Annotated in this window: 23 protein-coding genes; 18 read left to right on the plus strand and 5 right to left on the minus strand. The window is 67.6% G+C overall.

Going from position 1 to position 26,041, the window contains the following annotated elements:
- The 5 genes from yegQ to ACPYIS_RS00725 form a co-directional block, all read right to left on the minus strand.
- Positions 1-1,428: a tRNA 5-hydroxyuridine modification protein YegQ gene (yegQ, locus tag ACPYIS_RS00705; protein WP_424858753.1), complete on the minus strand. Its 1,428-nt coding sequence runs from the start codon at positions 1,426-1,428 to the stop codon at positions 1-3.
- 63 nt (positions 1,429-1,491) lie between these two features.
- Positions 1,492-3,246 (minus strand): aminodeoxychorismate synthase component I, encoded by a 1,755-nt coding sequence (gene pabB / locus ACPYIS_RS00710; protein ID WP_424858752.1) that lies wholly within the window; start codon positions 3,244-3,246, stop codon positions 1,492-1,494.
- Positions 3,247-3,295: 49 nt separating this feature from the next.
- On the minus strand, positions 3,296-5,890 hold the full coding sequence (gene acnB / locus ACPYIS_RS00715) for a bifunctional aconitate hydratase 2/2-methylisocitrate dehydratase (protein ID WP_424858751.1): 2,595 nt from the start codon (positions 5,888-5,890) through the stop codon (positions 3,296-3,298).
- 24 nt (positions 5,891-5,914) lie between these two features.
- Positions 5,915-6,928 carry an HpcH/HpaI aldolase/citrate lyase family protein gene (locus ACPYIS_RS00720; RefSeq protein WP_424858750.1) on the minus strand — a complete coding sequence of 338 codons (1,014 nt, stop codon included), beginning with the start codon at positions 6,926-6,928 and terminating at the stop codon, positions 5,915-5,917.
- A 27-nt stretch (positions 6,929-6,955) separates the two neighbouring features.
- A complete protein-coding gene (locus tag ACPYIS_RS00725; RefSeq protein ID WP_299020905.1) occupies positions 6,956-7,942 on the minus strand; it encodes a malate dehydrogenase in 987 nt (328 codons plus the stop codon).
- A 134-nt stretch (positions 7,943-8,076) separates the two neighbouring features.
- Here ACPYIS_RS00725 and ACPYIS_RS00730 point away from each other — a divergent pair, with 134 nt between their 5' ends.
- From ACPYIS_RS00730 to accD, 18 genes are all read left to right on the plus strand, one after another.
- Positions 8,077-8,862: a GntR family transcriptional regulator gene (locus ACPYIS_RS00730; RefSeq protein WP_424860172.1), complete on the plus strand. Its 786-nt coding sequence runs from the start codon at positions 8,077-8,079 to the stop codon at positions 8,860-8,862.
- Positions 8,863-9,019: 157 nt separating this feature from the next.
- A complete protein-coding gene (gene sdhC / locus ACPYIS_RS00735) occupies positions 9,020-9,451 on the plus strand; it encodes a succinate dehydrogenase, cytochrome b556 subunit (protein WP_299020911.1) in 432 nt (143 codons plus the stop codon).
- 23 nt (positions 9,452-9,474) lie between these two features.
- Positions 9,475-9,840 carry a succinate dehydrogenase, hydrophobic membrane anchor protein gene (sdhD, locus tag ACPYIS_RS00740; RefSeq protein ID WP_314227338.1) on the plus strand — a complete coding sequence of 122 codons (366 nt, stop codon included), beginning with the start codon at positions 9,475-9,477 and terminating at the stop codon, positions 9,838-9,840.
- 3 nt (positions 9,841-9,843) lie between these two features.
- Positions 9,844-11,649 (plus strand): succinate dehydrogenase flavoprotein subunit, encoded by a 1,806-nt coding sequence (gene sdhA, locus ACPYIS_RS00745; RefSeq protein ID WP_299018834.1) that lies wholly within the window; start codon positions 9,844-9,846, stop codon positions 11,647-11,649.
- A 26-nt stretch (positions 11,650-11,675) separates the two neighbouring features.
- Positions 11,676-12,377: a succinate dehydrogenase iron-sulfur subunit gene (locus ACPYIS_RS00750; RefSeq protein WP_424858749.1), complete on the plus strand. Its 702-nt coding sequence runs from the start codon at positions 11,676-11,678 to the stop codon at positions 12,375-12,377.
- 33 nt (positions 12,378-12,410) lie between these two features.
- The gene (locus tag ACPYIS_RS00755; protein ID WP_299018847.1) at positions 12,411-12,719 is read left to right on the plus strand and encodes a succinate dehydrogenase assembly factor 2; all 309 of its coding nucleotides are present in this window, start codon (positions 12,411-12,413) and stop codon (positions 12,717-12,719) included.
- Positions 12,720-12,739: 20 nt separating this feature from the next.
- A complete protein-coding gene (gene gltA, locus ACPYIS_RS00760; RefSeq protein ID WP_424858748.1) occupies positions 12,740-14,050 on the plus strand; it encodes a citrate synthase in 1,311 nt (436 codons plus the stop codon).
- A gap of 1 nt (position 14,051) precedes the next feature.
- Positions 14,052-15,473, plus strand: a complete 1,422-nt coding sequence (leuC, locus tag ACPYIS_RS00765; protein WP_299018840.1) for a 3-isopropylmalate dehydratase large subunit — start codon at positions 14,052-14,054, stop codon at positions 15,471-15,473.
- 31 nt (positions 15,474-15,504) lie between these two features.
- Positions 15,505-15,633, plus strand: a complete 129-nt coding sequence (locus ACPYIS_RS00770; RefSeq protein ID WP_299018841.1) for an entericidin A/B family lipoprotein — start codon at positions 15,505-15,507, stop codon at positions 15,631-15,633.
- Positions 15,634-16,287 carry a 3-isopropylmalate dehydratase small subunit gene (gene leuD, locus ACPYIS_RS00775; protein ID WP_299018842.1) on the plus strand — a complete coding sequence of 218 codons (654 nt, stop codon included), beginning with the start codon at positions 15,634-15,636 and terminating at the stop codon, positions 16,285-16,287. It begins immediately after the preceding gene.
- Positions 16,288-16,329: 42 nt separating this feature from the next.
- Positions 16,330-17,415, plus strand: a complete 1,086-nt coding sequence (gene leuB / locus ACPYIS_RS00780; protein WP_424858747.1) for a 3-isopropylmalate dehydrogenase — start codon at positions 16,330-16,332, stop codon at positions 17,413-17,415.
- Between the two features lie 38 nt (positions 17,416-17,453).
- Positions 17,454-18,572 (plus strand): aspartate-semialdehyde dehydrogenase, encoded by a 1,119-nt coding sequence (gene asd / locus ACPYIS_RS00785; RefSeq protein WP_299018844.1) that lies wholly within the window; start codon positions 17,454-17,456, stop codon positions 18,570-18,572.
- 218 nt (positions 18,573-18,790) lie between these two features.
- Positions 18,791-21,322, plus strand: a complete 2,532-nt coding sequence (locus tag ACPYIS_RS00790) for a FimV/HubP family polar landmark protein (protein WP_424858746.1) — start codon at positions 18,791-18,793, stop codon at positions 21,320-21,322.
- Between the two features lie 39 nt (positions 21,323-21,361).
- A complete protein-coding gene (gene truA, locus ACPYIS_RS00795; protein WP_424895239.1) occupies positions 21,362-22,150 on the plus strand; it encodes a tRNA pseudouridine(38-40) synthase TruA in 789 nt (262 codons plus the stop codon).
- Positions 22,135-22,887 (plus strand): phosphoribosylanthranilate isomerase, encoded by a 753-nt coding sequence (locus tag ACPYIS_RS00800; protein WP_424895238.1) that lies wholly within the window; start codon positions 22,135-22,137, stop codon positions 22,885-22,887. Before truA ends, ACPYIS_RS00800 begins: the two co-directional genes overlap by 16 nt.
- 53 nt (positions 22,888-22,940) lie before the next feature.
- Positions 22,941-24,251, plus strand: a complete 1,311-nt coding sequence (gene trpB / locus ACPYIS_RS00805) for a tryptophan synthase subunit beta (protein WP_425973764.1) — start codon at positions 22,941-22,943, stop codon at positions 24,249-24,251.
- Positions 24,248-25,090: a tryptophan synthase subunit alpha gene (trpA, locus tag ACPYIS_RS00810; RefSeq protein ID WP_299018792.1), complete on the plus strand. Its 843-nt coding sequence runs from the start codon at positions 24,248-24,250 to the stop codon at positions 25,088-25,090. Before trpB ends, trpA begins: the two co-directional genes overlap by 4 nt.
- An 81-nt stretch (positions 25,091-25,171) precedes the next feature.
- A complete protein-coding gene (gene accD / locus ACPYIS_RS00815; RefSeq protein WP_314227060.1) occupies positions 25,172-26,041 on the plus strand; it encodes an acetyl-CoA carboxylase, carboxyltransferase subunit beta in 870 nt (289 codons plus the stop codon).

A 26,041-nucleotide genomic window follows, 5' to 3' on the forward strand; every position in this document is an offset into this window, starting at 1 on the left:
TCACACCAGCCGCGCCAGCAACGCCCCGTCGGCGGGTGCGCCCAGCGGCACCCACACGCGCAGCGGGTTGCCCGCCGCCACCTCGATCGGCTGGCCGTTGCCATCCTGCATGGCCGACAGGGTCAACGTGCGGTTGCCCGCGGGGTGGATCACCTCCAGCCGGTCGCCGACGGCAAAGCGGTTTTTCGTCTCCACCTCGGCCCAACCGTCGGCGCGCACGCCGATCACATCCCCCACGTACTGCGCACGCGTGGGTGCGGAGTGGCCGCTGAGGTAGTTCTGGTAGTCCTGCGCCGGTCGGCGCTCGAGCAACCCGCTCGTGTAGCCACGGCTGGCCAGTCCCTCCAGCTCCCGCAGCAGCTCGGGGTTGAAAGGCCGACCCGCCACCGCGTCGTCGATGGCGCGCCGGTACACCTGGGCTGTGCGCGCCACGTAGTACACACTTTTGGTGCGGCCCTCGATCTTGAGCGAGTCCACCCCGATGCGCACCAGCCGCTCGACGTATTCGACCGCGCGCAGATCGCGGCTGTTGAGGATGTAGGTGCCGTGCTCGTCCTCCATGATGGGCATGAGCTCGCCCGGGCGCTGGCTCTCTTGCAGCAGCCACACCCGGTCGGCCAACGGGTGGCGCCGACCATCGCCGGTGGTGGCGGGCCGCGCTTCGGCGTCGGCCTGCTCGCGCGCCCAGTCGAAGTCCGTCCCCAGCGGTTGCGGGTCGGGCGCATCGCTGCCGCACCCGCTGCCACACCCGGCCCCGGTGGCCATCGCCTGTACGTCACCGGTCTCGGTCGGCTGCGCGGCGTGGGTGGTGTACGACCAGCGGCAGGCGTTGGTACAGGTGCCTTGGTTGGGATCGCGGCGGTTGAAATACCCCGACAGCAGGCAGCGCCCCGAGTAGGCAATGCACAGCGCGCCATGCACGAACACCTCCAGCTCCACGTCGGGGCAGGCGTCGCGAATCTGCGCCACCTCATCCAGACTGAGTTCGCGCGACAGAATGATGCGCGATACCCCCGCGCGCTGCCAAAACTTGACCGCCGCCCAGTTGGTGGTGTTGGCCTGCACCGACAGGTGGATGGGGATCTCTGGCCAGCGGCCGCGCTCCATCTCCTCGCGCACCAGCATGATCAGGCCCGCATCGGCCATGATGAGGGCGTGCGGCCGCAGCTCGACCACCGGCGCCAAATCGCGCAGGTAGGTGCGCACCTTGTCGTTGTGCGCAATCAGGTTGCTGGTGACGAAGAGTTTTTTGCCGCGCGCGTGGGCCTCGGCGATGCCCTGTGCGAGCTGCTCCAAGCGGAATTCGTTGTTGCGCGCGCGCAATGAGTAGCGTGGCTGGCCGGCGTAGACCGCGTCGGCCCCGAAGTCGAAGGCGGCCCGCAGATGGCGCAAGGAGCCCGCAGGCAAGAGCAATTCAGGGGCGTTCATAAGGCGTATTGTCGCCGCACGAGCCCCGCGACCTCGGCCGCTCGGTACACCATAGACAGAGGCTCATGGAATGAGCTCGACCGGCAGCCAGCCCCGCAGGTCGTTGATGAAAGCCAGCCCTTGGGCATGCGCCAGCTCGCTGCGTTGGACCACGCGTTCGACGACCTTCCCCTCACGCAACGCCACCGCACGCCCAACACCGCTGAGCAGGCCGCAGGAGGTCGGTGGGGTCACCCACTGACCGTTTATTCTTACGGCCACGTTACCGCGGGTAAACTCGGTCAACTCGCCCGCCTCGTTCCACAGTAAGGTGTCGAAAACATCGGGGTCGTCCGGCGCAAACGCGTCGTAGTGGCCTCGCCGAGTGGTCTTGAAGCGTACGAATTCGCTTCCGGCCGCCTCGAAAGGTTGCTCAGCGAGCCGTACCCGGGCGGGTAGTGACATTTCGGCAAGCTCGAAAGCCTCGGCCCGGCAAGCGCCATCCGCGCCAGCCAGCAACCTCACCCGCCACCGGCCGGTGGGATGTTCGTCAATCAAATGACGCAACACCTGCTGAGCCATCTGCGGCTGCCAAGCAAATCCAAAACGCTGGGCAGCGTTGGCCATGCGCGCCAAGTGCTCGCTGACGTGCCATAGGTAGCCGTTCTCCAGCCGCATCGTCTCTAACAGTTCGAACGGTGATTCGGCCCGCAGCAGGAAAGCTTGTTTGCTGCGCCATTCCGCCCATTCGCCAGCGGCAGTTGCATCAGCCGTGATACCGCTGCCAATACCGCAGCGGGCCGCGTCCGAGCGTACACGCACCGTGCGAATAGGCACATTGAACGTGGCCGAGCCGCCAGGCCGCACCACCCCTACCGCACCGCAATACACGCCGCGTGGACCTGTCTCGAGCTGAGCGATCCAATGCATCGCGCGCCGTTTGGGCGCGCCTGTGACCGATCCGCATGGAAAGAGCGCTCGAAAAATATCGGGCAGTCCGACGTGCGGGCGAGTAAGGGCAACCACATCCGACGTCATCTGCCATACCGTCGGCAGGGCCTCGACATGAAACAATCGGGGCACCTGCACGCTGTGTGGCTCGGCCACGCGTGACAGATCGTTGCGGACCAGATCCACGATCATGACATTTTCAGCGCGCTCTTTATCGCTCGTGCGTAAGTGGTTGGCGCGGCTCGCATCATCGGCCGGGTCCGGTGAGCGCGCTGCAGTCCCTTTCATCGGTCGCGACAACAACAACCCATCGCGCCAATCGAAAAACAGCTCCGGAGAGACCGAAAGCACTTGCTGCGATCCTGTGTCGATATAGGCCGCGTACCCACCAGGCTGTGCACGCAGCAACGCCTCAAACAGCGCCAGGGGGTCGCCCGAAAAGGGGCTTGACAATGGTGCCGTGAAGTTGATCTGATAGACCTCACCATCGGCGACGGCTCGGTGAATCTGGTCGATCGCCCGCTCGAAGTCGCGTCGGTCGAGACCGGCTCTCCAAGACAAAGGCGCGTAGGTGCCAGTTGGCAGCCTTGGCCATGGCCGCGCTTGATCGAAGACGGCGAACCAGGCCAGCTCACCGTCGGGCGGGTACGTCAGCAAGGCGGGATCGAATGCGGTTGCTGCCTCATAAGCGACGAAACCCACAGACCAGCGTCCGCGCTTGGCTTCGACCTCCACCTGCTGCAGCACCGACAACACCGCATCCAGCGTATCGGCACGCAGCACCTCGATCGGTTCGACGAAAGCCAGGCGCTCACGGAAAGCACCCTCGGTCGGTGCCGTGAAATCGATCAGTGCAATAGGGTTGGGGGTCGACACGATGAAAAGCAAGCAAAAACCGCCCCATCCGGGGCCGCCCGCGCGATCGGCTCCGCGCCGGTCACACCTCGACCGTCTTGGCCGTCTCGGCGTACTCTTCGATCTGGTCGAAGTTCATGTAGCGGTAGACCTCGCTCGCCTTCTGGTTGATGATGCCCATCTCGGCATGGTACTCCTCGACCGTGGGCAGGCGCCCCAGACGCGAGGCGATCGCCGCCAGCTCGGCCGAGGCCAGGAAGACGTTGGTGTTGCGCCCCAGCCGGTTGGGGAAGTTGCGCGTGCTGGTCGACACGACGGTCGCGCCCTCGCGCACCTGCGCCTGGTTGCCCATACACAGGCTGCAGCCCGGTATTTCGGTGCGCGCGCCCGCGGTGCCGAACGTGGCGTAGTAGCCTTCCTTGATGAGCTCGTTTTGGTCCATCTTGGTCGGCGGTGCCACCCACAGCCGCACGGGGATGTCGCGCTGACCGTGCAGCAGCTGGGCTGCGGCGCGGAAGTGCCCGATGTTGGTCATGCACGAGCCGATGAACGCCTCGTCGATCTTGGTGCCCGCCACTTCGGACAGCGGCCGCGCGTCGTCCGGGTCGTTCGGGCAGCACAGGATGGGCTCCTTGATCTCGTTGAGGTCGATCTCGATGACCGCGGCGTACTCGGCGTCGGGGTCGGCTTCGAGCAGCTGCGGGTTGGCCAGCCACGCCTCCATGGCCTTGATGCGGCGTGCCAGCGTGCGCGCGTCCTGGTAGCCGTCGGCGATCATGTTCTTGAGCAACACGATGTTCGACTTCAGGTACTCGATGATGGGTTCCTTGTCGAGCTTGATCGTGCAGCCCGCCGCCGAACGTTCGGCCGACGCGTCCGACAGCTCGAACGCCTGCTCCACTTTCAGATGCGGCAGGCCTTCGATCTCGAGGATGCGGCCGGAGAAGATATTTTTCTTGCCCTTCTTCTCGACCGTCAGCAGCCCTTGCTTGATGGCGTAATAGGGAATGGCGTGCACCAAATCACGCAGCGTGATGCCCGGCTGCATCTGGCCCTTGAAGCGCACCAGCACCGACTCGGGCATGTCCAGCGGCATGACGCCGGTGGCCGCGGCAAACGCCACCAGGCCCGAGCCGGCGGGGAAGCTGATGCCGATGGGGAAGCGCGTGTGCGAGTCGCCGCCCGTGCCCACGGTATCGGGCAGCAGCATGCGGTTGAGCCACGAGTGGATGACGCCGTCACCCGGGCGCAGGCTGACGCCGCCGCGGCTGCTGATGAAGGCGGGCAGCTCGCGGTGCATCTTGACGTCCACCGGCTTCGGGTAAGCCGCGGTGTGGCAGAACGACTGCATCACCAGATCGGCCGAGAAACCCAGGCACGCCAGGTCCTTGAGCTCGTCGCGCGTCATCGGGCCAGTGGTATCTTGGCTTCCGACGGTGGTCATGCGCGGCTCGCAGTAGGTACCCGGGCGGATGCCCTTGCCCTCGGGCAGCCCGCAGGCACGGCCGACCATCTTTTGCGCGAGCGTATAGCCCTTGCCGCTGTCTTGCGGCGCCTTGGGCAGGCGAAACACGGTCGAGGCGGGCAGGCCCAAGAACTCCCGCGCCTTGGCCGTCAGCCCGCGGCCGATGATGAGGTTGATGCGCCCGCCGGCGCGCACCTCATCGAGCAGCACCTCGCTCTTGAGCTGGAAGGTGGCGATGACGGTGCCGTTTTTCTCGATCTTGCCCTCGTAGGGGTAGATGTCGATGACGTCACCGAAGTCGATGCCGCTGACGTCGACCTCGATCGGCAGCGAGCCGGAGTCTTCTTGCGTGTTGAAGAAGATCGGCGCGATCTTGCCGCCCAGGGTGATGCCGCCATAGCGCTTGTTGGGCACGAACGGGATGTCGAAGCCCGTGTGCCAGATGACGCTGTTGGTGGCCGACTTGCGACTCGAGCCCGTGCCGACCACGTCCCCCACGTAGGCCACCAGATGGCCTTTTTGCTTGAGGCGCTCGATGACGCTGATGGGCCCACGCTTGCCGTCCTCGTCGGGCTCGAACGGCGCATCGGGCCGCTTGTTCTTGAGCATGGCCAACGCGTGCAGCGGAATGTCCGGGCGGCTCCAGGCGTCGGGCGCGGGCGACAGGTCGTCGGTATTGGTCTCACCCGGCACCTTGAACGCGGTCACCGTGATCTTGTGCGGCACTTCGGGGCGCGACAAGAACCACTCGGCATCGGCCCAGCTCTGCATCACGGCTTTGGCATGGGGGTTGCCCGCCTGCACCTTCTCCACCACGTCGTGGAAGGCGTCGAACATGAGCAGGGTTTTCTTCAGGCCCTCGGCGGCGATGGGCGCCACCTCGGCATCGTCGAGCAGGTCGATGAGCGGCTTGACGTTGTAGCCCCCCACCATCGTGCCCAGCAGCTCGGTGGCCTTGGCTTTGCTGATCAGGTCCACCGAAATGTCGCCGTGGGCGACGGCAGCGAGGAAACTGGCCTTGACCTTGGCCGCGTCGTCCACCCCGGGCGGCACGCGGTGCGTCAACAGGTCGACCAGGAACTGCGGGTCTTCCCCGGCGGGCGGGTTTTTGATGAGCTCGATCAGGTCGGCGGTCTGCTGCGCGTTGAGCGGCAGCGGCGGGATGCCCAGCGCCGCGCGCTCGGCCACATGGTCACGGTAGGCTTGCAACATGGTGAGTGCTCCGAAGAAAAGGTGTCAAGAAAAGTAGCCGCGCACCGACTCGGGCAGCGGCACGCCGGTGGCGTGGGCGCGCTCGAGCACCTGCCAAAAGTAACGGAAAGACGCGCGGTCGTGCAAATGCCCTTGATGCGATATCGGCGCCCAGTCGGCCGCCGCCGCCTGCTCGATGATCTCGGCCGCGGTGGCGACCGCTTGCTCGCTGGGCTGGAAGGCCTGCACGATGGGCTCGATCTGGTCGGGGTGGATGCTCCACATGCGGGTGTAGCCGAACTCGCGCGCCGCGCGCCGCGCCGCCTCGCGCACCGCGTCGCGGTCGCGAAACTCGGTCACCACGCAGTGCGACGGCACCTTGCCGTGCGCATGCGCGGCGCTGGCGATCTCGAGCTTGGCCCGCCGCACCAGCGGGTGCTCGAACTGCCCGGGCAGCGCCATCGCCTCGGCTGGGATGGCCCCGCCATGCGCCGAGACGAAGTCCATCAACCCGAAGCTCAGCGACACGACGCGCGGGTGTGCCGCGATGTCGAACGCCCGATGCACGGCCGCGGGCGACTCGATGAGCACGTGCAGCGCCAGCGCGGGCGCGCCCGCAGCGTCCAGCGCGGCCGCGGCGCGCTGGACGTCGGCCACCGACTCGACCTTGGGGCACATCACGTGCGTGAGCCGATCCCCCACGGCACCGACGATGGTCGCCACGTCTGCCTCGAAGGCCGGATGATCCACCGGGTGCACCCGCACGCCGACGCGCGGCCGCACCGGGGCCGACCAGTCCAACCCCTGCACCAGCGCCACCACCAGCGCCGCGTGCTCGGCTTCGCCGCCCACCGGCGCGCCGTCCTCGCAATCCAGCGTCACGTCGAACGGGCACGCGCCGCGCTCGGCAGCCCACTGCGCCTGCAGCGCCAGGCTCTTGCGCATGCGCGCCTCGACCCCGGCGTAGTGATCGCACACGGGCAACGCCACCGCCCCCGCCTGCGCCCCCAGCAGCACGTCGCGCGGGTGCGGTGCTTTCGTGGCTCGGGCGTGGGTCATGGGGCGGCTGCGCATGCAGTGGAGGGGTCAGATCAGGTGCGCGACACCCTGGCGCTCTTCCTCCAGCTCGGCCAGGGTCTTGTTCAGGCACTGCTGGCTGAACTCGTCGATGGGCAGGCCCTCGACGACGGTGTATTCACCGTTGGCGCAGGTGACGGGGAAGCCGAACATGACCTCCTTCGGGATGCCATACCAGCCCTGCGACGGGATGCCCATGGTCACCCACTTGCCGTTGGTGCCCAGCGCCCAGTCGCGCATGTGGTCGATGGCGGCGTTGGCCGCCGACGCGGCCGACGACAGGCCGCGCGCCTCGATGATGGCCGCGCCGCGCTTGCCAACAGTGGGCAGGAACACGTTGCGGTTCCAATCCTCATCGTTGATCATGTCCTTGACCGACTGCCCCTCGATGGTGGCGAAGCGGTAGTCAGCGTACATGGTGGGCGAGTGGTTGCCCCAGACGCACAGCTTTTCGATGCTGGAGACCGGTTTGCCGGTCTTGGCTGCGATCTGCGACAGCGCCCGGTTGTGGTCCAGGCGCAGCATGGCGGTGAAGTTCTTGGCCGGCAGATCGGGGGCCGACTTCATGGCGATGTAGGCGTTGGTGTTGGCCGGGTTGCCCACCACCAGCACCTTGACGTTGCGGCTGGCCGACTCGTTGAGCGCGCGCCCCTGGGCGGTGAAGATTTGCGCGTTGGCCGACAGCAGGTCCTTGCGCTCCATGCCGGGGCCGCGCGGACGCGCGCCCACCAGCAGCGCGTAGTCGGTGTCCTTGAACGCGGTGCGCGCATCGCTGTGCGCCTCCATGCCGGCCAGCAGCGGGAACGCGCAGTCCTCCAGCTCCATCATCACGCCTTTGAGGGCCTTTTGGGCCTTCTCGTCCGGGATCTCCAGCAGCTGCAGGATGACCGGCTGGTCCTTGCCAAGCATCTCGCCAGAGGCGATGCGAAACAGCAGGGCGTAACCGATTTGGCCGGCAGCACCGGTGACGGCGACGCGGACGGGCTTTTTGCTCATGGGGTTCTCCATAGGGGGAAGTGACGAGGAATAGGCCCGAGTGTACTCTGGTAAACCCGCAGCGTCAATTTGTCTTATGTCTTATATAAGATATGATTGCATCCATGAAACCCGATGGTCAGACCGTCAAGCCCATGGCGCCACCCGCCCCTGCGGAGGGTGCGTCCGCTGCTGCACCACTGGCCACATCACCCACGCCGGCGTTCAGCCCGCTCTACCAGCAAATCAAGGCGCTGATCCTGCAGAGCCTGCAAGCCGGCGAATGGAAACCGGGTGACCTCATCCCCAGCGAGGTCGAGCTCGCCACGCGCTTCAAGGTCAGCCAAGGCACGGTGCGCAAGGCGATCGACGAGCTGGCGGCAGACAACCTGCTGCTGCGCCGCCAGGGCAAGGGCACGTTCGTGGCCACCCATGCTGAGCAGCACATCCAGTACCGCTTTTTGCGCTTGCACCCCGATGAGGGCACGGTCGAGAGCGTTGGCCCCGCCACGCGCGACATACTCGGCTGCCGCCGCGTGCGCGCCAACGCCGAGGTAGCGGCGGCGTTGCAGCTACGCAGCGGCGACCCCGTCGTCCAAGTCAGCCGCGTGCTGTCGTTTCAGGGCACCCCCACCATCCTCGAGGATCTGTGGCTGCCGGGCACCGCTTTCCGTGGCCTGACCCTGGAGACCCTGGTCGCCCACGCCGGCCCCATGTACGCCTTGTTCGAGACCCAATTCGGCGTGCGCATGGTGCGCGCCGAAGAACGCATCAAAGCCGTCGCCGCCAGCGACACCGCGGCCGAGCGCTTGCAGGTCGCGCCTGGCACCCCGCTGCTGAGCGTGGAGCGGCTGGCCTACACCTACAACGGCGTGCCGATGGAGCTGCGCCGAGGCCTGTACCGAACCGACCGACACCACTACCGCAACGAGCTCAGCTGAGCAACCCCCAACCCCAAAGACCCTGATCGATGCTGCATTGCAATAGAATGTGACAGTTCCTCGTCAGTGATCGGATCCATCATCGAGCACTCGCCGCCCGCCCACGGCCATCACGGCGGCGACGGTGGAACCCCAAGACTCCCAGGAGAACCCCCCCATGACGCCCCTGCGCACTGCACGGCCCGAGTTCCGCAACATCAACGCCTTCAAGGACCTCACGACCTACCGACTCCCGGCCGCGGGCTGGGTGTCGATCCTGCACCGCGTCAGCGGCGCGCTGATGTTCCTGCTGCTGCCGTTCGTGGTCTGGATGATGGACACCTCGCTGTCGTCCGAGCTGTCGTACGGCACGTTCACGGCCGCCTTCGCGGCGGGGATCGGCTTCGTGCCCGGCTGGTTCGTCAAGCTGGTCGCGCTGGCCCTGATCTGGGCCTACCTGCACCACTTCTGCGCCGGTGTACGCCACCTCATCATGGACGCCACCCACAAGGTGGACAAAGCCTACGGCCGCTCCTCGGCCATCGTCACGCTGGTGCTCAGCCTGGGCCTGACGGCCATCCTCGGCGCCAAGCTGTTCGGCCTGTACTGATCGTTTTCGACGGAGTAATCACAATGGCAGTCAACTACGGCTCCAAGCGCGTCGTCACCGGCGCCCACTACGGCCTGCGCGATTGGCTCGTGCAGCGCGCTACGGCGGTGCTGATGGCGCTCTTTACGGTCATCCTGCTGGCGCAAGTCATCTTCACCCCCGGCCCCATCGGTTACGAGGCATGGGCGGGCATCTTCGCCGCGCCGTGGATGAAATTCCTCACCTTCTCGGTGGTGGTGGCCCTGGCCTGGCACGCCTGGATTGGCGTGCGCGACATCTGGATGGACTACATCAAACCCGTGGGCCTGCGTCTGGCCCTGCATGGGTTGACCCTCGTCTGGCTGGTCGGTTGCACGGGCTGGGCGTTTCAAGTGCTCTGGAGGCTGTAAGCCATGACCCTGACCGCAAACCTTCCCCGTCGGCGCTTCGACGTCATCATCGTCGGCGCTGGTGGCTCCGGCATGCGCGCTTCGCTGCAACTGGCGCGCGCCGGCCTCAACGTCGCCGTGCTGTCCAAGGTGTTCCCGACCCGCTCGCACACCGTGGCCGCGCAAGGCGGCATCGGTGCCTCGCTGGGCAACATGTCCGAAGACAACTGGCACTACCACTTCTACGACACGGTCAAGGGCTCGGACTGGCTCGGTGACCAGGACGCGATCGAGTTCATGTGCCGCGAAGCGCCCAAGGTGGTGTACGAGCTCGAGCACATGGGCATGCCGTTCGACCGCAACCCCGACGGCACCATCTACCAGCGCCCGTTCGGCGGCCACACCGCCAACTATGGCGAAAAGCCCGTGCAGCGCGCCTGTGCCGCGGCCGACCGCACCGGCCACGCCATGCTGCACACGCTGTACCAGCAAAACGTCGCCGCGCGCACCACGTTCTTCGTCGAATGGATGGCGCTCGACTTGATCCGTGACGCCGACGGCGACGTCATCGGCGTGACCGCGCTGGAGATGGAGACGGGCGACGTCTACATCCTGGAAGCCAAGGCCACGCTGCTGGCCACGGGCGGCGCCGGGCGCATCTATGCGGCCAGCACCAACGCCTTCATCAACACCGGCGACGGCCTGGGCATGGCCGCGCGCGCCGGCATCCCGTTGCAGGACATGGAATTCTGGCAGTTCCACCCGACCGGCGTGGCCGGCGCCGGTGTGCTGCTGACCGAGGGCTGCCGCGGTGAAGGCGCCATCCTGCTCAACAGCAACGGCGAGCGCTTCATGGAACGCTACGCCCCCACGCTCAAAGACCTGGCGCCGCGCGACTTCGTCAGCCGCTGCATGGACCAAGAGATCAAGGAAGGACGCGGCTGCGGGCCAAACAAGGACTACATCCTGCTCAAGCTCGACCACCTGGGCCCGGAGACCATCCACAAGCGCCTGCCGTCGGTGTACGAAATCGGCATCAACTTCGCCAATGTTGACATCACGAAGGAGCCGATCCCCGTCGTGCCCACCATCCACTACCAGATGGGTGGCATCCCGACCAACATCAACGGTCAGGTCGTGGTACCGGACGGCAACGGTGGCCAAAAGGTCGTCAACGGTCTGTACGCGGTGGGTGAGTGCTCGTGCGTGTCGGTGCACGGCGCCAACCGTCTGGGCACCAACTCGCTGCTGGACCTGCTGGTCTTTGGCCGCGCGGCGGGCAACCATATCGTCAGCCATCTGGACCGTGGGCGCGAGCACAAGCCGCTGCCCAAGGATGCCGCCGACCGCACGCTGGAGCGCCTGAGCCGCCTGGAATCGCGCACCGACGGCGAGTACGCACAGTCCGTGGCCAACGACATCCGCCAGACCATGCAGCAGCACGCGGGCGTCTTCCGTACCCAAGCCAGCATGGACGAAGGCGTGCGCAAGATCAACGCGCTGCGCGAACGTGTCGCTGCCATCGGGCTCAAGGACAAGTCCAAGGTATTCAACACCGCGCGCATCGAAGCGCTGGAGGTGGAAAACCTGATCGAGGCCGCGCAAGCCACCATGACCTCGGCCGCCGCGCGCAAAGAATGCCGCGGCGCGCACACGGTCAAGGACTACGAGCGCGGCCCCGATGACCCCGAATGCCCGCTGGGCCGCAATGACAAAGAGTGGATGAAGCACACCCTGTGGTGGAGCGAGACCAACAGCCTGACCTACAAGCCGGTCAACCTCAAGCCGTTGACGGTCGAGTCCATCCCGCCCAAGGTCCGCACGTTCTGACGCCGCTTTGCCCGGAGGATCCCACCATGGCCAAACGCACCTTCAAGATCTACCGCTACGACCCGGACAAAGACGCCAAGCCCTACATGCAGACGCTCGAGGTCGAGCTGACCACCGAGCGCATGCTGCTCGACGCGCTGATCAAGCTCAAGGAGCTCGACCCGACGCTGTCGTTTCGCCGCTCGTGCCGCGAGGGCGTCTGCGGCTCGGACGCGATGAACATCAACGGCAAGAACGGGCTGGCGTGCCTGACCAACCTGCGCACGCTGCCCGACACCATCGTGCTCAAGCCGCTGCCCGGGTTGCCCGTGGTGCGCGACCTGATCGTGGACATGACGCTGTTTTTCAAGCAGTACCACTCGATCAAGCCGTACCTGATCAACGAGACGCAACCGCCCGAAAAGGAGCGCCTGCAGTCGCCCGAGGAGCGTGAGGAACTCAACGGCCTGTACGAGTGCATCCTGTGCGCGAGCTGCAGCACCTCGTGCCCCAGCTTTTGGTGGAACCCGGACAAGTTTGTTGGCCCGGCTGGCTTGCTGCAAGCGTACCGCTTCATCGCGGACAGCCGCGACCATGCCACCGCCGAGCGGCTGGACAACCTGGAAGACCCGTACCGGCTGTTCCGCTGCCACACCATCATGAACTGCGTCGATGTCTGCCCCAAGGGACTCAACCCGACCAAGGCCATCGGCAAGATCAAGGAATTGATGGTGCGTCGCGCCGTCTGACGGCCCGCTGCCCTGTCCTGCCCCACCGTGACCATGGACGACGGCGACCGGCTCGACGAACACCAGCTCGGCAAGCTGCGCTGGCGCTGCCGCCGTGGGCTGCTCGAAAACGATTTGTTCATCGAGCGCTTCTTCGCGCGCCATGGTGCCACGCTCACGGCACGCCAGGCGCGCGGGCTGCAAGCGTTGATGGACTTGAGTGATAACGACCTGCTCGACCTGCTGCTGCGCCGCCGCGAGCCCGACGGCGCGCTGGCCTGTCCGGAAGTCATCGAGGTGCTGGCGCTGCTGCGCACGCCGCCGCGCGCCGACGCGCCGCCTCCGGCGTCTTTCGCCCCCTAGACCCCCAAGGACCCCCGCGTATGAAACTCCAAGCCCATAAAGCCACGCTGTCGTTCTCCAATGGCGCGCCCAGCGTCGAGTTGCCGATCTACTCCGGCACCATCGGCCCGGATGTGATCGACATTCGCAAGCTTTACGCCCAGACGGGGATGTTCACCTACGACCCGGGGTTCCTGTCCACGGCGTCGTGCCAGTCGGCCATCACCTACATCGACGGCGACAAGGGTGAACTGCTCTACCGCGGCTACCCGATCGAGCAGCTGGCCACCCAGTGTGACTATCTGGAAACCTGCTACCTGCTGCTGTACGGCGAGCTGCCCAATACCGCGCAGAAAGCCGACTTCACGCGCCGCGTCACGCTGCACACCATGGTGCACGAGCAGATGCAGTTCTTCTTGCGCGGCTTCCGGCGCGATGCGCACCCGATGGCGGTGCTCACCGGCTTGGTGGGCGCGATGTCGGCCTTCTACCACGACAGCACCGACATCAACAACCCCGAGCACCGGGAAATCGCGGCCATCCGTCTGATCGCCAAGATGCCCACGCTGGTGGCCATGGCCTACAAATACGGCATCGGCCAGCCCTTCATCTACCCGCGCAACGATCTGAGCTACGCCGGCAACTTCCTGCGCATGATGTTTGGCACCCCGTGCGAGGAGTACCGCGTCAGCCCCGTGCTCGAGCGCGCGATGGATCGCATCTTCATCCTGCACGCGGACCACGAGCAAAACGCCTCGACCTCGACCGTGCGCCTGTGTGGCAGCTCGGGCACCAACCCGTTTGCGGCCATCGCCGCCGGCGTGGCCTGCCTGTGGGGCCCCGCGCACGGGGGCGCCAACGAGGCGTGCCTGAATATGCTGGAAGAAATCCAGGCCATGGGCGGCGTGGACAAGATCGGCGAATTCATCGCCAAGGTCAAGGACAAGAACTCGGGCGTGCGCCTGATGGGCTTTGGCCACCGCGTCTACAAGAACTACGACCCGCGCGCCAAGCTGATGCAGGAAACCTGCAACGAGGTGCTGGGCGAGCTGGGGCTGGAGAACGACCCGCTGTTCAAACTGGCCAAGACGCTGGAGCGAATCGCGCTGGAGGACGACTACTTCGTGCAGCGCAAGCTGTACCCCAACGTCGACTTCTACTCGGGCATCGTGCAGCGCGCCATCGGCATCCCGGTCAATCTGTTCACCGGTATCTTCGCGCTGGCGCGCACCGTGGGCTGGATCGCCCAGCTCAACGAGATGATTTCCGATCCGGAGTATAAGATTGGGCGTCCGCGACAACTCTTTACTGGCTCGCCCAAGCGCGACGTCAAGCCCATCGACCAACGCTGATATGGGTCGCACGCTCTACGATAAGATCTGGGACGAACACGTCGTCCACACCGAGGAGGATGGCACCGCCATCCTCTACATCGACCGCCACCTGGTGCACGAGGTGACCAGCCCGCAGGCCTTCGAGGGCCTGCGCGTGGCGGGTCGCAAGCCGTGGCGGGTGTCGTCCATCGTCGCCACCGCCGACCACAACACCCCCACCACGGGATGGGAGCGCGGCTACGACGGCATCACGGACCCGATCAGCCGCGAGCAAATCGTCACGCTCGACGCCAATATCCGGGAGTTCGGCGCGGCGGCGTACTTTCCGTTCCTGAGCAAGCGCCAGGGCATCGTGCACGTCATCGGCCCGGAAAACGGCGCCACGTTGCCAGGCATGACGGTGGTTTGCGGCGACAGCCACACCAGCACGCATGGCGCTTTCGGTGCGCTGGCGCATGGGATCGGCACGTCCGAAGTCGAACACGTGTTGGCCACGCAAACGCTGCTGGCCAAGAAGGCCAAAAACATGCTCATCCGCGTGGAGGGCGAGCTGCCGCGCGGCTGCACCGCCAAGGACATCGTGCTGGCCATCATCGGCCGCATTGGCACGGCCGGCGGCACCGGCTACACCATCGAGTTCGCCGGCAGCGCCATCCGCGCGCTCTCGATGGAAGGTCGCATGACCGTGTGCAACATGGCCATCGAGGCCGGTGCGCGCGCCGGGCTGGTGGCGGTGGACGACAAGACCATCGAATACGTGCGCGGCCGGCCCATGGCACCGACGGGTGTGGAGTGGGACCAGGCCGTGGCCTACTGGCGCACGCTGCACTCCGACCCGGATGCACACTGGGACGCGGTGGTCGAACTCGACGCCAGCCAGATCCTGCCGCAGGTTACCTGGGGCACGTCACCCGAGATGGTGCTGCCCGTCACCGAGCGCGTGCCCGACCCGGACAAAGAAAAAGACCCGGTCAAGCGCGCCGCCATGGAGCGCGCCCTCCAGTACATGGGGCTGCAGCCCGGCAAACCGCTGACCGACATCACGGTCGACAAAGTATTCATCGGCTCGTGCACCAACAGCCGCATCGAAGACATCCGCGAAGCCGCCGCCGTGGTGCGCAAGCTGGGCCAGCGCGTGGCGCGCAATGTCAAGCTCGCCATGGTGGTGCCGGGCTCGGGCCTCGTCAAAGAGCAAGCCGAGCGCGAAGGGCTCCACGAAATCTTTCGGGCTGCTGGCTTCGAGTGGCGCGAGCCCGGCTGCTCGATGTGTCTGGCGATGAACGCCGACCGGCTCGAACCCGGTGAGCGCTGCGCCAGCACCAGCAACCGCAACTTCGAAGGCCGCCAGGGTGCCGGCGGGCGCACGCATCTGGTCAGCCCGGCAATGGCCGCCGCCGCGGCCATCCACGGCCATTTCGTCGATATACGGTCCTTTGCCTGACGTTGTCATGTCGTCGTTCACGGAGACTGCCATGAACCGCGTTCTTTGCTGCACCCTCGCTGCACTCGGCCTGCTGCTGGCGGGCTGCAACACCGTGGCTGGCTTGGGCAAGGACATCCAGAAAGGAGGCCAAGTCCTGCAGGACGCGGCCAAGAAATAAATGGAACGCTTCACCGTGCACCGGGGGATCGTCGCCCCGATCGACCGCGAAAACGTCGACACCGACGCCATCATCCCCAAACAATTCCTGAAGTCGATCCGACGCACCGGCTTTGGCCCCAACCTGTTCGACGAGTGGCGTTACCTGGACCAGCCCGGACAGCCCGGCGTACCCGAGAGCCAGCGGCGGCCCAACCCCGACTTCGTGCTCAACCAGCCGCGCTACCAGGGCGCCTCGATTTTGCTGGCGCGCAAGAACTTCGGCTGCGGCTCTAGCCGCGAGCACGCGCCGTGGGCCATCCAGCAGTACGGGTTTCGCGCGCTGATCGCCCCGAGCTTTGCCGACATCTTTTTCAACAACTGCTTCAAAAACGGGCTGCTGCCGATCGTGCTGCCGGAGCCGGTGGTCGATACGCTCTTTCATGAGGTGTACGCCTTCCCCGGCTATGAGCTCACGATCGATCTCGAACGCCAGGTGGTGGTCAAACCCGACGGCAGCGAAATCGCGTTCGAGGTGCAGCCGTTTCGCAAGTACTGCCTGCTCAACGGACTCGACGATATCGGCCTGACGCTGCGCCACGCGGACAAGATCCGCGCCTTCGAGGCCGAGCGCCTGGCGCGCTACCCTTGGTTGGCACGCACCTTTGCGGGCTGAGCCGCTGCCTGGCCCCACTCCTTTCGTTGATCGGTTTGCCCCATGAAGATTGCCATTTTGCCCGGTGACGGCATCGGCCCCGAGATCATCGCCGAAGCGGTCAAGGTCCTGCGCGCGCTGGCGCTGCCGCTGGAGATGGAAACCGCCCCCGTGGGCGGTGCCGCCTATGCCGAGAGTGGCCACCCGCTGCCCGAGGCCACGCTGCGCCTAGCACAGCAGGCCGACGCCGTGCTGTTTGGCGCCGTGGGCGACTGGAAATACGACGATCTGCCGCGGCCGTTGCGCCCCGAACAAGCCATCCTGGGCTTGCGCAAGCACCTGGGGCTGTTTGCCAACCTGCGGCCGGCCATCTGCTACCCCGAGCTCACGCACGCCTCCAGCCTCAAGCCCGAACTGGTCGCGGGGCTCGACATCCTGATCGTGCGCGAACTCACGGGCGACATTTACTTCGGTCAGCCGCGCGGGCGGCGCACGGCGCCGGACGGCCCGTTTGCGGGCGCCGACGAGGCCTTCGACACCATGCGCTACAGCCGTCCCGAGATCGAGCGCATCGCGCGCGTGGCGTTCGAAGCGGCGCGCCGGCGCCACGGCGGCCGCGGCGGCAAGGTGACCAGCGTGGACAAGGCCAACGTGCTGGAAACCTTCCAGTTCTGGAAGGAAGTCGTCACCGACGTGCACCACGACTACCCCGACGTGACGCTGGAACACCTGTACGTGGACAATGCCGCCATGCAGCTCGTCAAGGCGCCCAAGGCGTTCGACGTCATCGTCACGGGCAACATGTTCGGCGACATCCTGTCGGACGAGGCGGCCATGCTGACCGGCTCGATCGGCATGCTGCCCTCGGCCAGCCTGAACGAACACGGCCGCGGTCTGTACGAACCCAGCCATGGCAGCGCCCCCGACATCGCGGGCAAAGGCATCGCCAACCCGCTGGCCACCATCTTGTCGGCAGCGATGATGCTGCGCTACTCGCTCGGGCAGCCCGAAGCCGCCACGCGCATCGAGGCTGCGGTGCAGCGCGTGCTGGCCGACGGCCTGCGCACGCCCGACATCCACAGCGCCGGCACCACACGCGTGGGCACCGCCGAGATGGGCGACGCGGTGGTGCGCGCGCTGCTGACATAGACCGGTTTTTCTCCTTCATCCCCCAAAAGGCACACGCAATGAGCACTGTTGGCAATCGGGTCGGCCTCGTCGGCTGGCGCGGCATGGTCGGCTCGGTCTTGATGGACCGCATGGTCGCCGAGGGCGACTTCGACCTCATCGAGCCGGTTTTCTTCTCCACTTCCAACGCGGGCGGTGCCGCCCCCGCGCAGGCCAAGGCCCACCGCACGCTGCAAGATGCGCACGACATCGAGGCGCTGTCGCGCTGCGACATCATCCTCACCTGCCAGGGCGGCGACTACACCAAGGACGTCTTTCCGCGCCTGCGCGCCGCCGGCTGGCAGGGGCACTGGATCGACGCGGCCAGCGCGCTGCGCATGGAGCCCGACGCCGTCATCGTGCTCGACCCGGTCAACGACCATGTGATCCGCCGCGCGCTGGCCAATGGCGGCAAGAACTGGATCGGCGGTAACTGCACCAACTCGATCCTGCTCATGGGCCTCAACGGCCTGTTCCGCGAAGACCTGGTCGAGTGGGTCAGCTCCATGACCTATCAGGCCGCCAGCGGCGCCGGCGCCAACAACATGCGCGAGCTGCTGCAAGGCATGGGCGTCATCCATGCCGCGGTGGCCGACGATCTGGCCAACCCGGCGTCGGCCATTCTGGACATCGACCGCAAGGTGGCGAAAGCCATCCGCGAGGACGTGCCAACCGAATACTTTGGCGCGCCGCTGGCAGGCAGCCTCATTCCCTGGATCGACGTGCAACTGCCCAACGGCCAGTCGAAGGAAGAATGGAAAGGCCAGGCCGAAGTCAACAAGATCTTGGGCACCACGCAGACGATCCCCGTCGACGGCCTGTGCGTGCGCATCGGGGCCATGCGCTGTCACAGCCTGGCGCTGACCCTCAAGCTCAAGCTCGACGTGCCGCTGGATGAACTCGAGACCATCATCCGCAGCGGTAACCCGTGGGTCAAGTGGGTGCCCAACGAGCGCGCCATCACCGTGCGCGAGCTCACCCCCGCGTCCATCACGGGCACGCTGCAGGTGGGCGTGGGCCGGGTGCGCAAGCTCAACATGGGCCCCGAGTACGTCTCGGCCTTCGTGATCGGCGACCAACTGCTGTGGGGCGCGGCCGAGCCGCTGCGCCGCATGCTGCGCATCCTGCTGCGCGCGTGAGGCGCGCATTCGCGGTCTGACGGCGGTATAGTCGGGTCTGAAGCACCAAACGTGCCGGCGCTGGCCGCGCAGCGTTGTACCGCTGCAACGCGCGGCGGGCCGTCACGCGATAGATGGCATCCGGCGGCGTGCTCGGCAACACGTGAGCTTGTCGCGGTAACGCATTGATGCTATGGTGTTTCGACGTCATCGACCCGATGCCTGAAAAAAGGACCTCTGTGCCGAACCTCCGCCCGCCTCTGCGCTCGCTGCCGCCCGCGCCCGACGGCGCCATCGACCGCCCCCACCGCGGGGGAGTGCGGCCATGGCGTGGCGTGGCCATCGCGGCGGCGTTGTCTTGCGCCTTGGCTGGCAACGCCTGGGCGCTGGCATTGGGGCGGGTGTCGGTGCAATCGCTGCTGGGTGAGCCCCTGCGTGCCGAGATCGACGTGCCAGGGCTCACCGACGCCGAGGCGGCCAGCCTGCAAATCGGGCTGGCACCGCCCGAGCGTTTTCGCGCGGCCAATCTGGACTTCAACCCCCTGCTGCAGGACGTGTCGCTGACGCTGGAGCGCCGCCCCGACGGGCGCGCCGTGATCGTCTTGCGCAGCAACCGCCCGGTGGCCGAGCCGTTCCTGGACGTGGTGGTGCAAGCCCGCTGGGCGGGCGGTGAGCTGCTGCGCGGCTATACGCTGTTGTTCGACCCGCCGAACTTGCGCCCTGTGGCGCCGGTGGCGCCCGCCGTCAGCGCCCCCCCAGCAGTGCCCGCCGTTCCCGCCAGCCCGCCTGCCCCGCTGGTGACCGACGTGCGGCCCGCGCAGCCGGTGCCGGCAGCCGTCCCCTCCCCCCGCGCGGCCGTGGCGGGTGCCCCTGGCGAGCGGACGCAGCGCATCACCGTGCGGCCCGGCGACACCGCCGGCCGCATCGCCGCCGCACACAAGCCCGCCGACGTCACGTTGGAGCAGATGCTGGTCGCGCTGCTGCGCGCCAACCCCAACGCCTTCATCCGCGGCAACGTCCACTTGCTGCGCGCAGGGGCTGTCATCGACCTACCCGAGGGCGCCAGCGCCGCTCCGGTCGATGCGCAGGAGGCTCGCCGCATCGTGGCCGCGCAAACGCGCGACTTCAACGAATACCGGCGCCGACTGGCCCAGGCCGCACCTGCACAGGAGGCGCCCGCGGCCACCCGCACCGCCACCGGCGGCGTGCAGGCCGCCGTGGCCGAAGACAAACCCCAAGCCAGCGCACAGGATCGCCTCACGCTGAGCAAGCCCGGTGCCACCGCCCCCGCCGAGGCGCGCATCGCCCAGGAGCGCCAGCGCAACGAAAGCGAGCAACGCGTCGCCGAACTCAACCGCAACCTGCAGGAACTAGAGCAACTGCGGCAAGCGGCCGCCGCACCGACACCAGCGCCCGAAGCGGCACCCGCGGCCCCGCCTGCCGCGGCGCCTGTGGCGGCTGCGCCTGGCCTGGAGGTGGCGGCCACCCCCCCCGCGGCTGCCGCACCCAGCGCACCCGCCGAGCCGGCAGCGGCTCCTGCCCCTGTCCCGGAGCCGGCGGCACCCGCGGCCCCGCCCGCACCTCCACCGGCACCCGCGCCGGCCCCCGAACCGTCGGCGCTGACGGCGCTGCTTGGCCATCCGCTCGTCATCCCTGCCGCCGGGGGAGTGGCGGTGCTGCTGGCGGTGCTCGCGTGGTGGCGTCTGCGGCAACGCCGGCGCAATGCCGAGCCAGCAGCGGCGAAGGAACCCGACATCGACGCCGTTGGCCAGACCGTGGACACCGACGAACCGGCGCCGGCATCGTCGATGATGTATTCGCCCAGCCAGCTCGATGCCGGTGGCGACGTGGATCCGGTGGCCGAGGCAGACGTCTATCTGGCCTACGGTCGTGAACAACAGGCCGAGGAGATCCTGCTGGAGGCGTTGCGCCTGCACCCGGACCGCCTGCCCGTGCGACTCAAGCTGCTGGAAATCTACGCCCAGCGGCCCGACGCGGCCCGCTTCGAAGCCGCGGCACGCGAGCTGCACGCCCTCACCCAAGGCCAGGGGCCGGAATGGGCACGAGCCTGCGAGCTCGGCCAGACCCTCGACCCCGACAACCCGCTGTACCGCCCAGCGACGGGTCAGGCGGGTGGGATGGCGGGCGCAGCCGCTGCGGCCATGGCCGCTGGCAGCGTAGCTGGCGCCAGCAATCTGCCCGAGCTCGACCTCTCCGCCGTGGCCGCCAGCGCGCCGTCCATGGCGGCAGACACGCCTGCCCCCCCCGCGGCCGAAGCGGCCGATCTCGACTTCGACCTCGACCTAACGACGGCCCTCGACGCCGCGCAGGCCCCAGCACCCGCCGCCGCGCCCACCCCGGCGGACGAGGGCCTCGACTTCGACTGGGATCTGCCCCCCGCCGATGGCACCGCACGCGCGGACGACCCCGCTGCGGCGGCGGCCGATGCGCCCAGTCTGCCGCCCGAGCTGGCCGAGTTGTCGCTCGATCTGCCGGGCGACGATTCCCCGGCCACTGCCGAGGGTGCACCCGCCCCGGCCGAGGCCAGCGAGACGGCCGAGGGCGACGTCCCCATCGACGACCTGTCCAGCCTGGAAGTCGCCGAAGACTTGGCCGAGGCCGACCCGCTGGAGACCAAACTGTCGCTGGCGCGAGAGTTCGAAGCCATCGGCGACATCGACGGCGCGCGCACGCTGGCCGAGGAGGTGGTGGCCGAAGCGACCGGCAAGCTACAGGAGCGCGCGCGCGCCTTCCTCGCCCAGTTGGCCTGAAACCCAGCCTGAGCGGCTGCGATGGCGACGGGTGCATCGATGCGCGTGGCGTTGGGTGTGAGCTACCTGGGCACCGCCTACCAGGGCTGGCAGAGCCAGCCCAGCGGCCAAACGGTGCAAGACCAGCTCGAGCGCGCCCTGTGCGCGTTTGCCGACGTGCCCGCGATCACCACGCTGTGCGCGGGCCGCACCGACGCCGGTGTGCACGGCCTCAATCAGGTGGTGCACTTCGACGCGCCGGTGCAGCGCCCCATGGCAGCCTGGGTGCGCGGCACCAACCGGTTTTTGCCGCCAGACATCGCGGTGCAGTGGGCGCGCGCGGTGCCCGCGACCTTTCACGCCCGCAACAGCGCCCGCGCGCGCCGCTACGCCTACGTACTGCTGGAGTCGCCCGTGCGGCCCAGCGTCGAGGCCGGGCGCGTCGGTTGGGTCTTTCGCCCGCTGGCACTGGCACCCATGCAGGCGGCGGCGCAACACCTCATCGGTCAGCACGATTTCAGCGCCTTTCGCGCTGCGCAGTGTCAGGCGCGCTCGCCCATCAAGCATGTGCAGCGACTCGACATCCGCCGCCGCGGGCCCTACTGGCGCTTCGACTTCGAGGCCGACGCCTTTTTGCACCACATGATCCGCAACATCATGGGCTGCCTGATCGCCATCGGCCAGGGCCTGCGCCCGCCCGAGTGGATGGCCGCCGTGCGCGACGCCCGGCGGCGCGACATCGCTGCACCCACCTTCGCGCCCGACGGCCTGTACTTTTTAGGGCCGCGCTACGATGAGGCGCTCGGCCTGCCCGAGCGGACGCCCGCCTTCGACTGGCTGCCGCTGTAGCTGGCGTTGCTCATCGTGCGCCTCGACATCGATCCTCCTTCCCCAGTCATCCCATGCGACGCACCCGCATCAAAATCTGTGGCCTCACGCGCGAGGCCGATGTCGAACATGCCGCGGCTGCCGGTGCCGATGCCGTCGGCTTCGTGCTCTACCCCGGCAGTCCCCGCTGCGTGAGTGCCCGACGCGCGGGCGAGCTGGCGCGCCGACTGCCCCCCTTCGTCACGCCCGTGCTGCTGTTCGTCAACGCCAGCGCCGATGAGGTGCGCGCCGCGTTGGACGCCGTGCCGGGCGCGCTGCTGCAATTCCATGGCGACGAGTCCCCCGAGCAATGCGCGGCACTGGCGGGCGCACGCCCGTGGCTGCGCGCCGCGCGCGTGCCGGTGGGTGCTGGCGCCGCGGGCTTCGATCTCCTAGAATACGCCGATCGTTATTCCGCCGCGCAGGCCGTGCTGGTCGATGCCCACGTGCCCGGCTACGGCGGAGGCGGACACGCTTTCGACTGGACAGCCCTTCCGTGGTCAGACCCTCGACTCCACGCCGCCCATCGGGTCGTTTTGTCTGGTGGACTCACACCCGCAAATGTGACCGATGGCGTGCTTCTCGTACGCCCTTGGGGTGTTGACGTCTCCTCTGGCGTCGAAGCCGCCAAGGGCATCAAAGACCCGGCCCGGGTCGAGGCGTTCATCGCCGCGGTGCGCCGCGCCGACGCGATCCTGGCCGATTCCCCCGCCTCCTGACGCGCCCCGCCGTGCCTGGCACGCTGGCCGTCACCCTCCATCGGATGCTCCCCATGTCTGCCCACGCTTACGCCTTTCCCGACGCCCGCGGCCATTTCGGGCCCTACGGCGGTAGCTTCGTCAGCGAAACGCTGACCCACGCCATCGCTGAGTTGCGCGCCGCCTACGAACACTGGCGCCACGACCCGGACTTCCAGCGCGAGTTCCACTCGGAGCTCAAACACTTCGTCGGCCGCCCCTCGCCCGTCTACCACGCCGCACGCCTGAGCCGCGAGCTGGGCGGCGCGCAAATCCTGCTCAAGCGCGAAGACCTCAACCACACCGGCGCGCACAAGATCAACAACGTCATCGGCCAGGCGATGCTGGCGCGGCGCATGGGCAAGCCGCGCGTGATCGCCGAGACCGGCGCCGGCCAGCACGGCGTGGCCACCGCGACCATCTGCGCGCGCTACGGGCTGGAATGCGTGGTCTACATGGGCAGCGAGGACGTCAAGCGCCAAAGCCCCAACGTCTACCGCATGAAGCTGCTCGGCGCCACCGTGGTGCCGGTGGAGTCCGGCAGCAAGACGCTGAAGGACGCGCTCAACGAGGCGCTGCGCGACTGGGTCACGAACGTCGAAAACACCTTCTACATCATCGGCACCGTCGCCGGGCCGCACCCCTACCCCATGATGGTGCGCGACTTCCAGAGCGTGATCGGCGAGGAATGCCTGCGCCAGATGCCCGAGATGCTGGCCGACCTGGGCCTGCCCGGCAACGGCGCGCAGGCGCAGCCGGACGCGGTGATCGCCTGCGTCGGCGGCGGCAGCAACGCCATGGGCATCTTCTACCCCTACATCCCCCACGAGCGGGTGCGCCTGATCGGCGTGGAAGCCGCGGGCAATGGGCTCGACAGCGGACGCCACGCCGCGTCGCTGCAGCGCGGCGTGCCTGGCGTACTGCACGGCAACCGCACCTACGTGCTGCAAAACGCCGACGGCCAGATCACCGAGACGCACTCCGTCAGCGCCGGCCTGGACTACCCCGGCGTCGGCCCCGAGCACGCCTGGCTGAAGGACAGCGGCCGCGCCGAGTACGTGGGCGTGACCGATGCCGAGGCGCTGGAGGCCTTCCATCGCCTGTGCCGCACCGAGGGCATCATCCCCGCGCTGGAGTCCAGCCACGCGATCGCCTATGCCATGAAGCTCGCGCCGACGCTGCGGCCCGATCAAAGCCTGCTGGTCAACCTCTCGGGCCGGGGCGACAAGGACATCGGTACCGTGGCCGACCTGTCCGGCGCCGACTTCTATTGCCGCCCCAGCTGCCGCGGCCAAAGCGTCAAGACCGCCGCGCCGATCCACCTGACCCCAGGAGCCGTGCAATGAGCGCCCCCCGCTTGGCCGCCACGTTCGAGCGCCTGCGCGCGAGCGGTCGCCGCGCGCTCATCCCCTTCGTCACCGCGGGCTTTCCGCAGCCCGACGTCACGGTGGACCTGCTGCACGCCATGGTGGCCGCCGGCGCCGACGTCATCGAGCTGGGCGTGCCGTTTTCCGACCCGATGGCCGACGGCCCGGTGATCCAGCGCGCCGGCGAGCGCGCGCTGGCTGCGGGCATCGGCCTGGCGCAGGTGCTGCAGATGGTGCGCGACTTCCGCGCCCGCGACACGGCGACACCGGTGGTGCTCATGGGCTACGCCAACCCCATCGAAGCGTGGGAACATCGCCACGGCGCGGGCAGCTTTGCGCGCGAGGCGGCCGCCGCGGGCGTGGACGGCGTGCTGGTGGTGGACTACCCGCCCGAGGAATGCGAGGCCTTCGCAGCCACGCTGCGCGCGCACGGGCTGGATCTGATCTTTCTGCTGGCCCCCACCAGCACCGACGAGCGCATCGCGCTCGTGGGCCAGCTGGCCAGCGGGTATGTCTACTACGTCTCGCTCAAGGGCGTTACCGGCGCGGCGCACCTGGATACGGCGTCGGTGGAGGCGATGTTGCCGCGCATCCGCGCCCATGTCAAAGTGCCCGTCGGCGTGGGGTTTGGCATCCGGGATGCGGCCAGCGCCCAGGCCGTGGCGCGCAGCGCCGACGCCGTCGTCATCGGCACCCGGCTCATCCAGTTGCTCGACAACGAACCGCGCGAGCGCGCCCCCGCCGTGGCGGCGGCGTTCGTACGCGACATCCGCACCGCGCTCGACGCGCTACCCAAGGCCGCCGCGGCTGGCGCATAATCGCGCGCACACCGGCGCCGCGCGCCCCGCCACGCCTCGGCCTGCGCGTCACGGGCGGCGCTGCCATCGCAAGGAGTTGCCATGTCCTGGCTGGAAAAACTGCTGCCCCCCAAGATTGCCTCCGCTGGTGGCCAGCGGCGCAGCATCCCCGAGGGTCTGTGGGTCAAGTGTCCGAGCTGCGACGCCGTCCTGTACAAGACCGACCTGGAAAAAAACCTCAACGTCTGCCCGCACTGCGCGCACCACCACCGCATCGGGGCGCGCGCGCGGCTGGACGCCTTTCTCGACCCCGAGGGCCGCTACGAGATCGGGCAGGAGGTGCTTCCGGTCGATCCCCTCAAGTTCAAGGACAGCCGCAAGTACCCCGAACGTCTGAAAGAGGCGCTCGAAGCCACGGGCGAGACCGACGCCCTCATCGTCATGGGGGGCGCGGTGCACACCCTGCCCGTGGTCGTGGCGTGCTTCGAGTTCGACTTCATGGGCGGCTCCATGGGCTCGGTGGTCGGTGAGCGCTTCGTGCGCGGCGTGGAAAACGCCATCGAGCAAAAAGTGCCCTTCATCTGCTTTACCGCCACCGGCGGCGCGCGCATGCAAGAAGGGCTGCTGTCACTCATGCAAATGGCCAAGACCAACGCGGCGCTCACCCGCCTGGCCAAGCAGCGCCTGCCCTACATCAGCATCCTGACCGACCCCACCATGGGCGGCGTGTCGGCGGGCTTCGCCTTCATGGGCGACGTGGTGATCGCCGAGCCCAAGGCGCTCATCGGCTTTGCTGGCCCGCGTGTGATCGAAAACACCGTGCGCGTCAAGCTGCCGGAGGGCTTTCAGCGCGCCGAGTTTTTGCTGCAAAAAGGCGGCATCGACATGATCTGCGACCGGCGCGAGCTGCGCAGCACCGTGGCCAACGTGCTGGCCATGCTCACGCGCCAAAGCGCCGACGCGGTCGCTTGA

This window comes from Tepidimonas sp. HKU78, assembly GCF_049860815.1.
In the GTDB taxonomy this organism is placed as follows: Bacteria; Pseudomonadota; Gammaproteobacteria; order Burkholderiales; family Burkholderiaceae_C; genus Tepidimonas.

What these genes read in the sequence shown, in the direction of transcription:
- asd (WP_299018844.1), top strand. Translation starts at nt 17,454, where the DNA reads ATGAGCACTGTTGGCAATCGGGTCGGCCTCGTCGGCTGGCGCGGCATG.
- sdhC (WP_299020911.1), top strand. Translation starts at nt 9,020, where the DNA reads ATGACGCCCCTGCGCACTGCACGGCCCGAGTTCCGCAACATCAACGCC.
- acnB (WP_424858751.1), bottom strand. Translation starts at nt 5,890, where the DNA reads ATGTTGCAAGCCTACCGTGACCATGTGGCCGAGCGCGCGGCGCTGGGC.
- ACPYIS_RS00720 (WP_424858750.1), bottom strand. Translation starts at nt 6,928, where the DNA reads ATGACCCACGCCCGAGCCACGAAAGCACCGCACCCGCGCGACGTGCTG.
- truA (WP_424895239.1), top strand. Translation starts at nt 21,362, where the DNA reads ATGCGCGTGGCGTTGGGTGTGAGCTACCTGGGCACCGCCTACCAGGGC.
- yegQ (WP_424858753.1), bottom strand. Translation starts at nt 1,428, where the DNA reads ATGAACGCCCCTGAATTGCTCTTGCCTGCGGGCTCCTTGCGCCATCTG.
- sdhD (WP_314227338.1), top strand. Translation starts at nt 9,475, where the DNA reads ATGGCAGTCAACTACGGCTCCAAGCGCGTCGTCACCGGCGCCCACTAC.
- accD (WP_314227060.1), top strand. Translation starts at nt 25,172, where the DNA reads ATGTCCTGGCTGGAAAAACTGCTGCCCCCCAAGATTGCCTCCGCTGGT.
- ACPYIS_RS00770 (WP_299018841.1), top strand. Translation starts at nt 15,505, where the DNA reads ATGAACCGCGTTCTTTGCTGCACCCTCGCTGCACTCGGCCTGCTGCTG.
- gltA (WP_424858748.1), top strand. Translation starts at nt 12,740, where the DNA reads ATGAAACTCCAAGCCCATAAAGCCACGCTGTCGTTCTCCAATGGCGCG.
- sdhA (WP_299018834.1), top strand. Translation starts at nt 9,844, where the DNA reads ATGACCCTGACCGCAAACCTTCCCCGTCGGCGCTTCGACGTCATCATC.
- ACPYIS_RS00730 (WP_424860172.1), top strand. Translation starts at nt 8,077, where the DNA reads ATGGCGCCACCCGCCCCTGCGGAGGGTGCGTCCGCTGCTGCACCACTG.
- ACPYIS_RS00750 (WP_424858749.1), top strand. Translation starts at nt 11,676, where the DNA reads ATGGCCAAACGCACCTTCAAGATCTACCGCTACGACCCGGACAAAGAC.
- ACPYIS_RS00725 (WP_299020905.1), bottom strand. Translation starts at nt 7,942, where the DNA reads ATGAGCAAAAAGCCCGTCCGCGTCGCCGTCACCGGTGCTGCCGGCCAA.
- leuB (WP_424858747.1), top strand. Translation starts at nt 16,330, where the DNA reads ATGAAGATTGCCATTTTGCCCGGTGACGGCATCGGCCCCGAGATCATC.
- trpA (WP_299018792.1), top strand. Translation starts at nt 24,248, where the DNA reads ATGAGCGCCCCCCGCTTGGCCGCCACGTTCGAGCGCCTGCGCGCGAGC.
- ACPYIS_RS00755 (WP_299018847.1), top strand. Translation starts at nt 12,411, where the DNA reads ATGGACGACGGCGACCGGCTCGACGAACACCAGCTCGGCAAGCTGCGC.
- trpB (WP_425973764.1), top strand. Translation starts at nt 22,941, where the DNA reads ATGTCTGCCCACGCTTACGCCTTTCCCGACGCCCGCGGCCATTTCGGG.
- leuC (WP_299018840.1), top strand. Translation starts at nt 14,052, where the DNA reads ATGGGTCGCACGCTCTACGATAAGATCTGGGACGAACACGTCGTCCAC.
- leuD (WP_299018842.1), top strand. Translation starts at nt 15,634, where the DNA reads ATGGAACGCTTCACCGTGCACCGGGGGATCGTCGCCCCGATCGACCGC.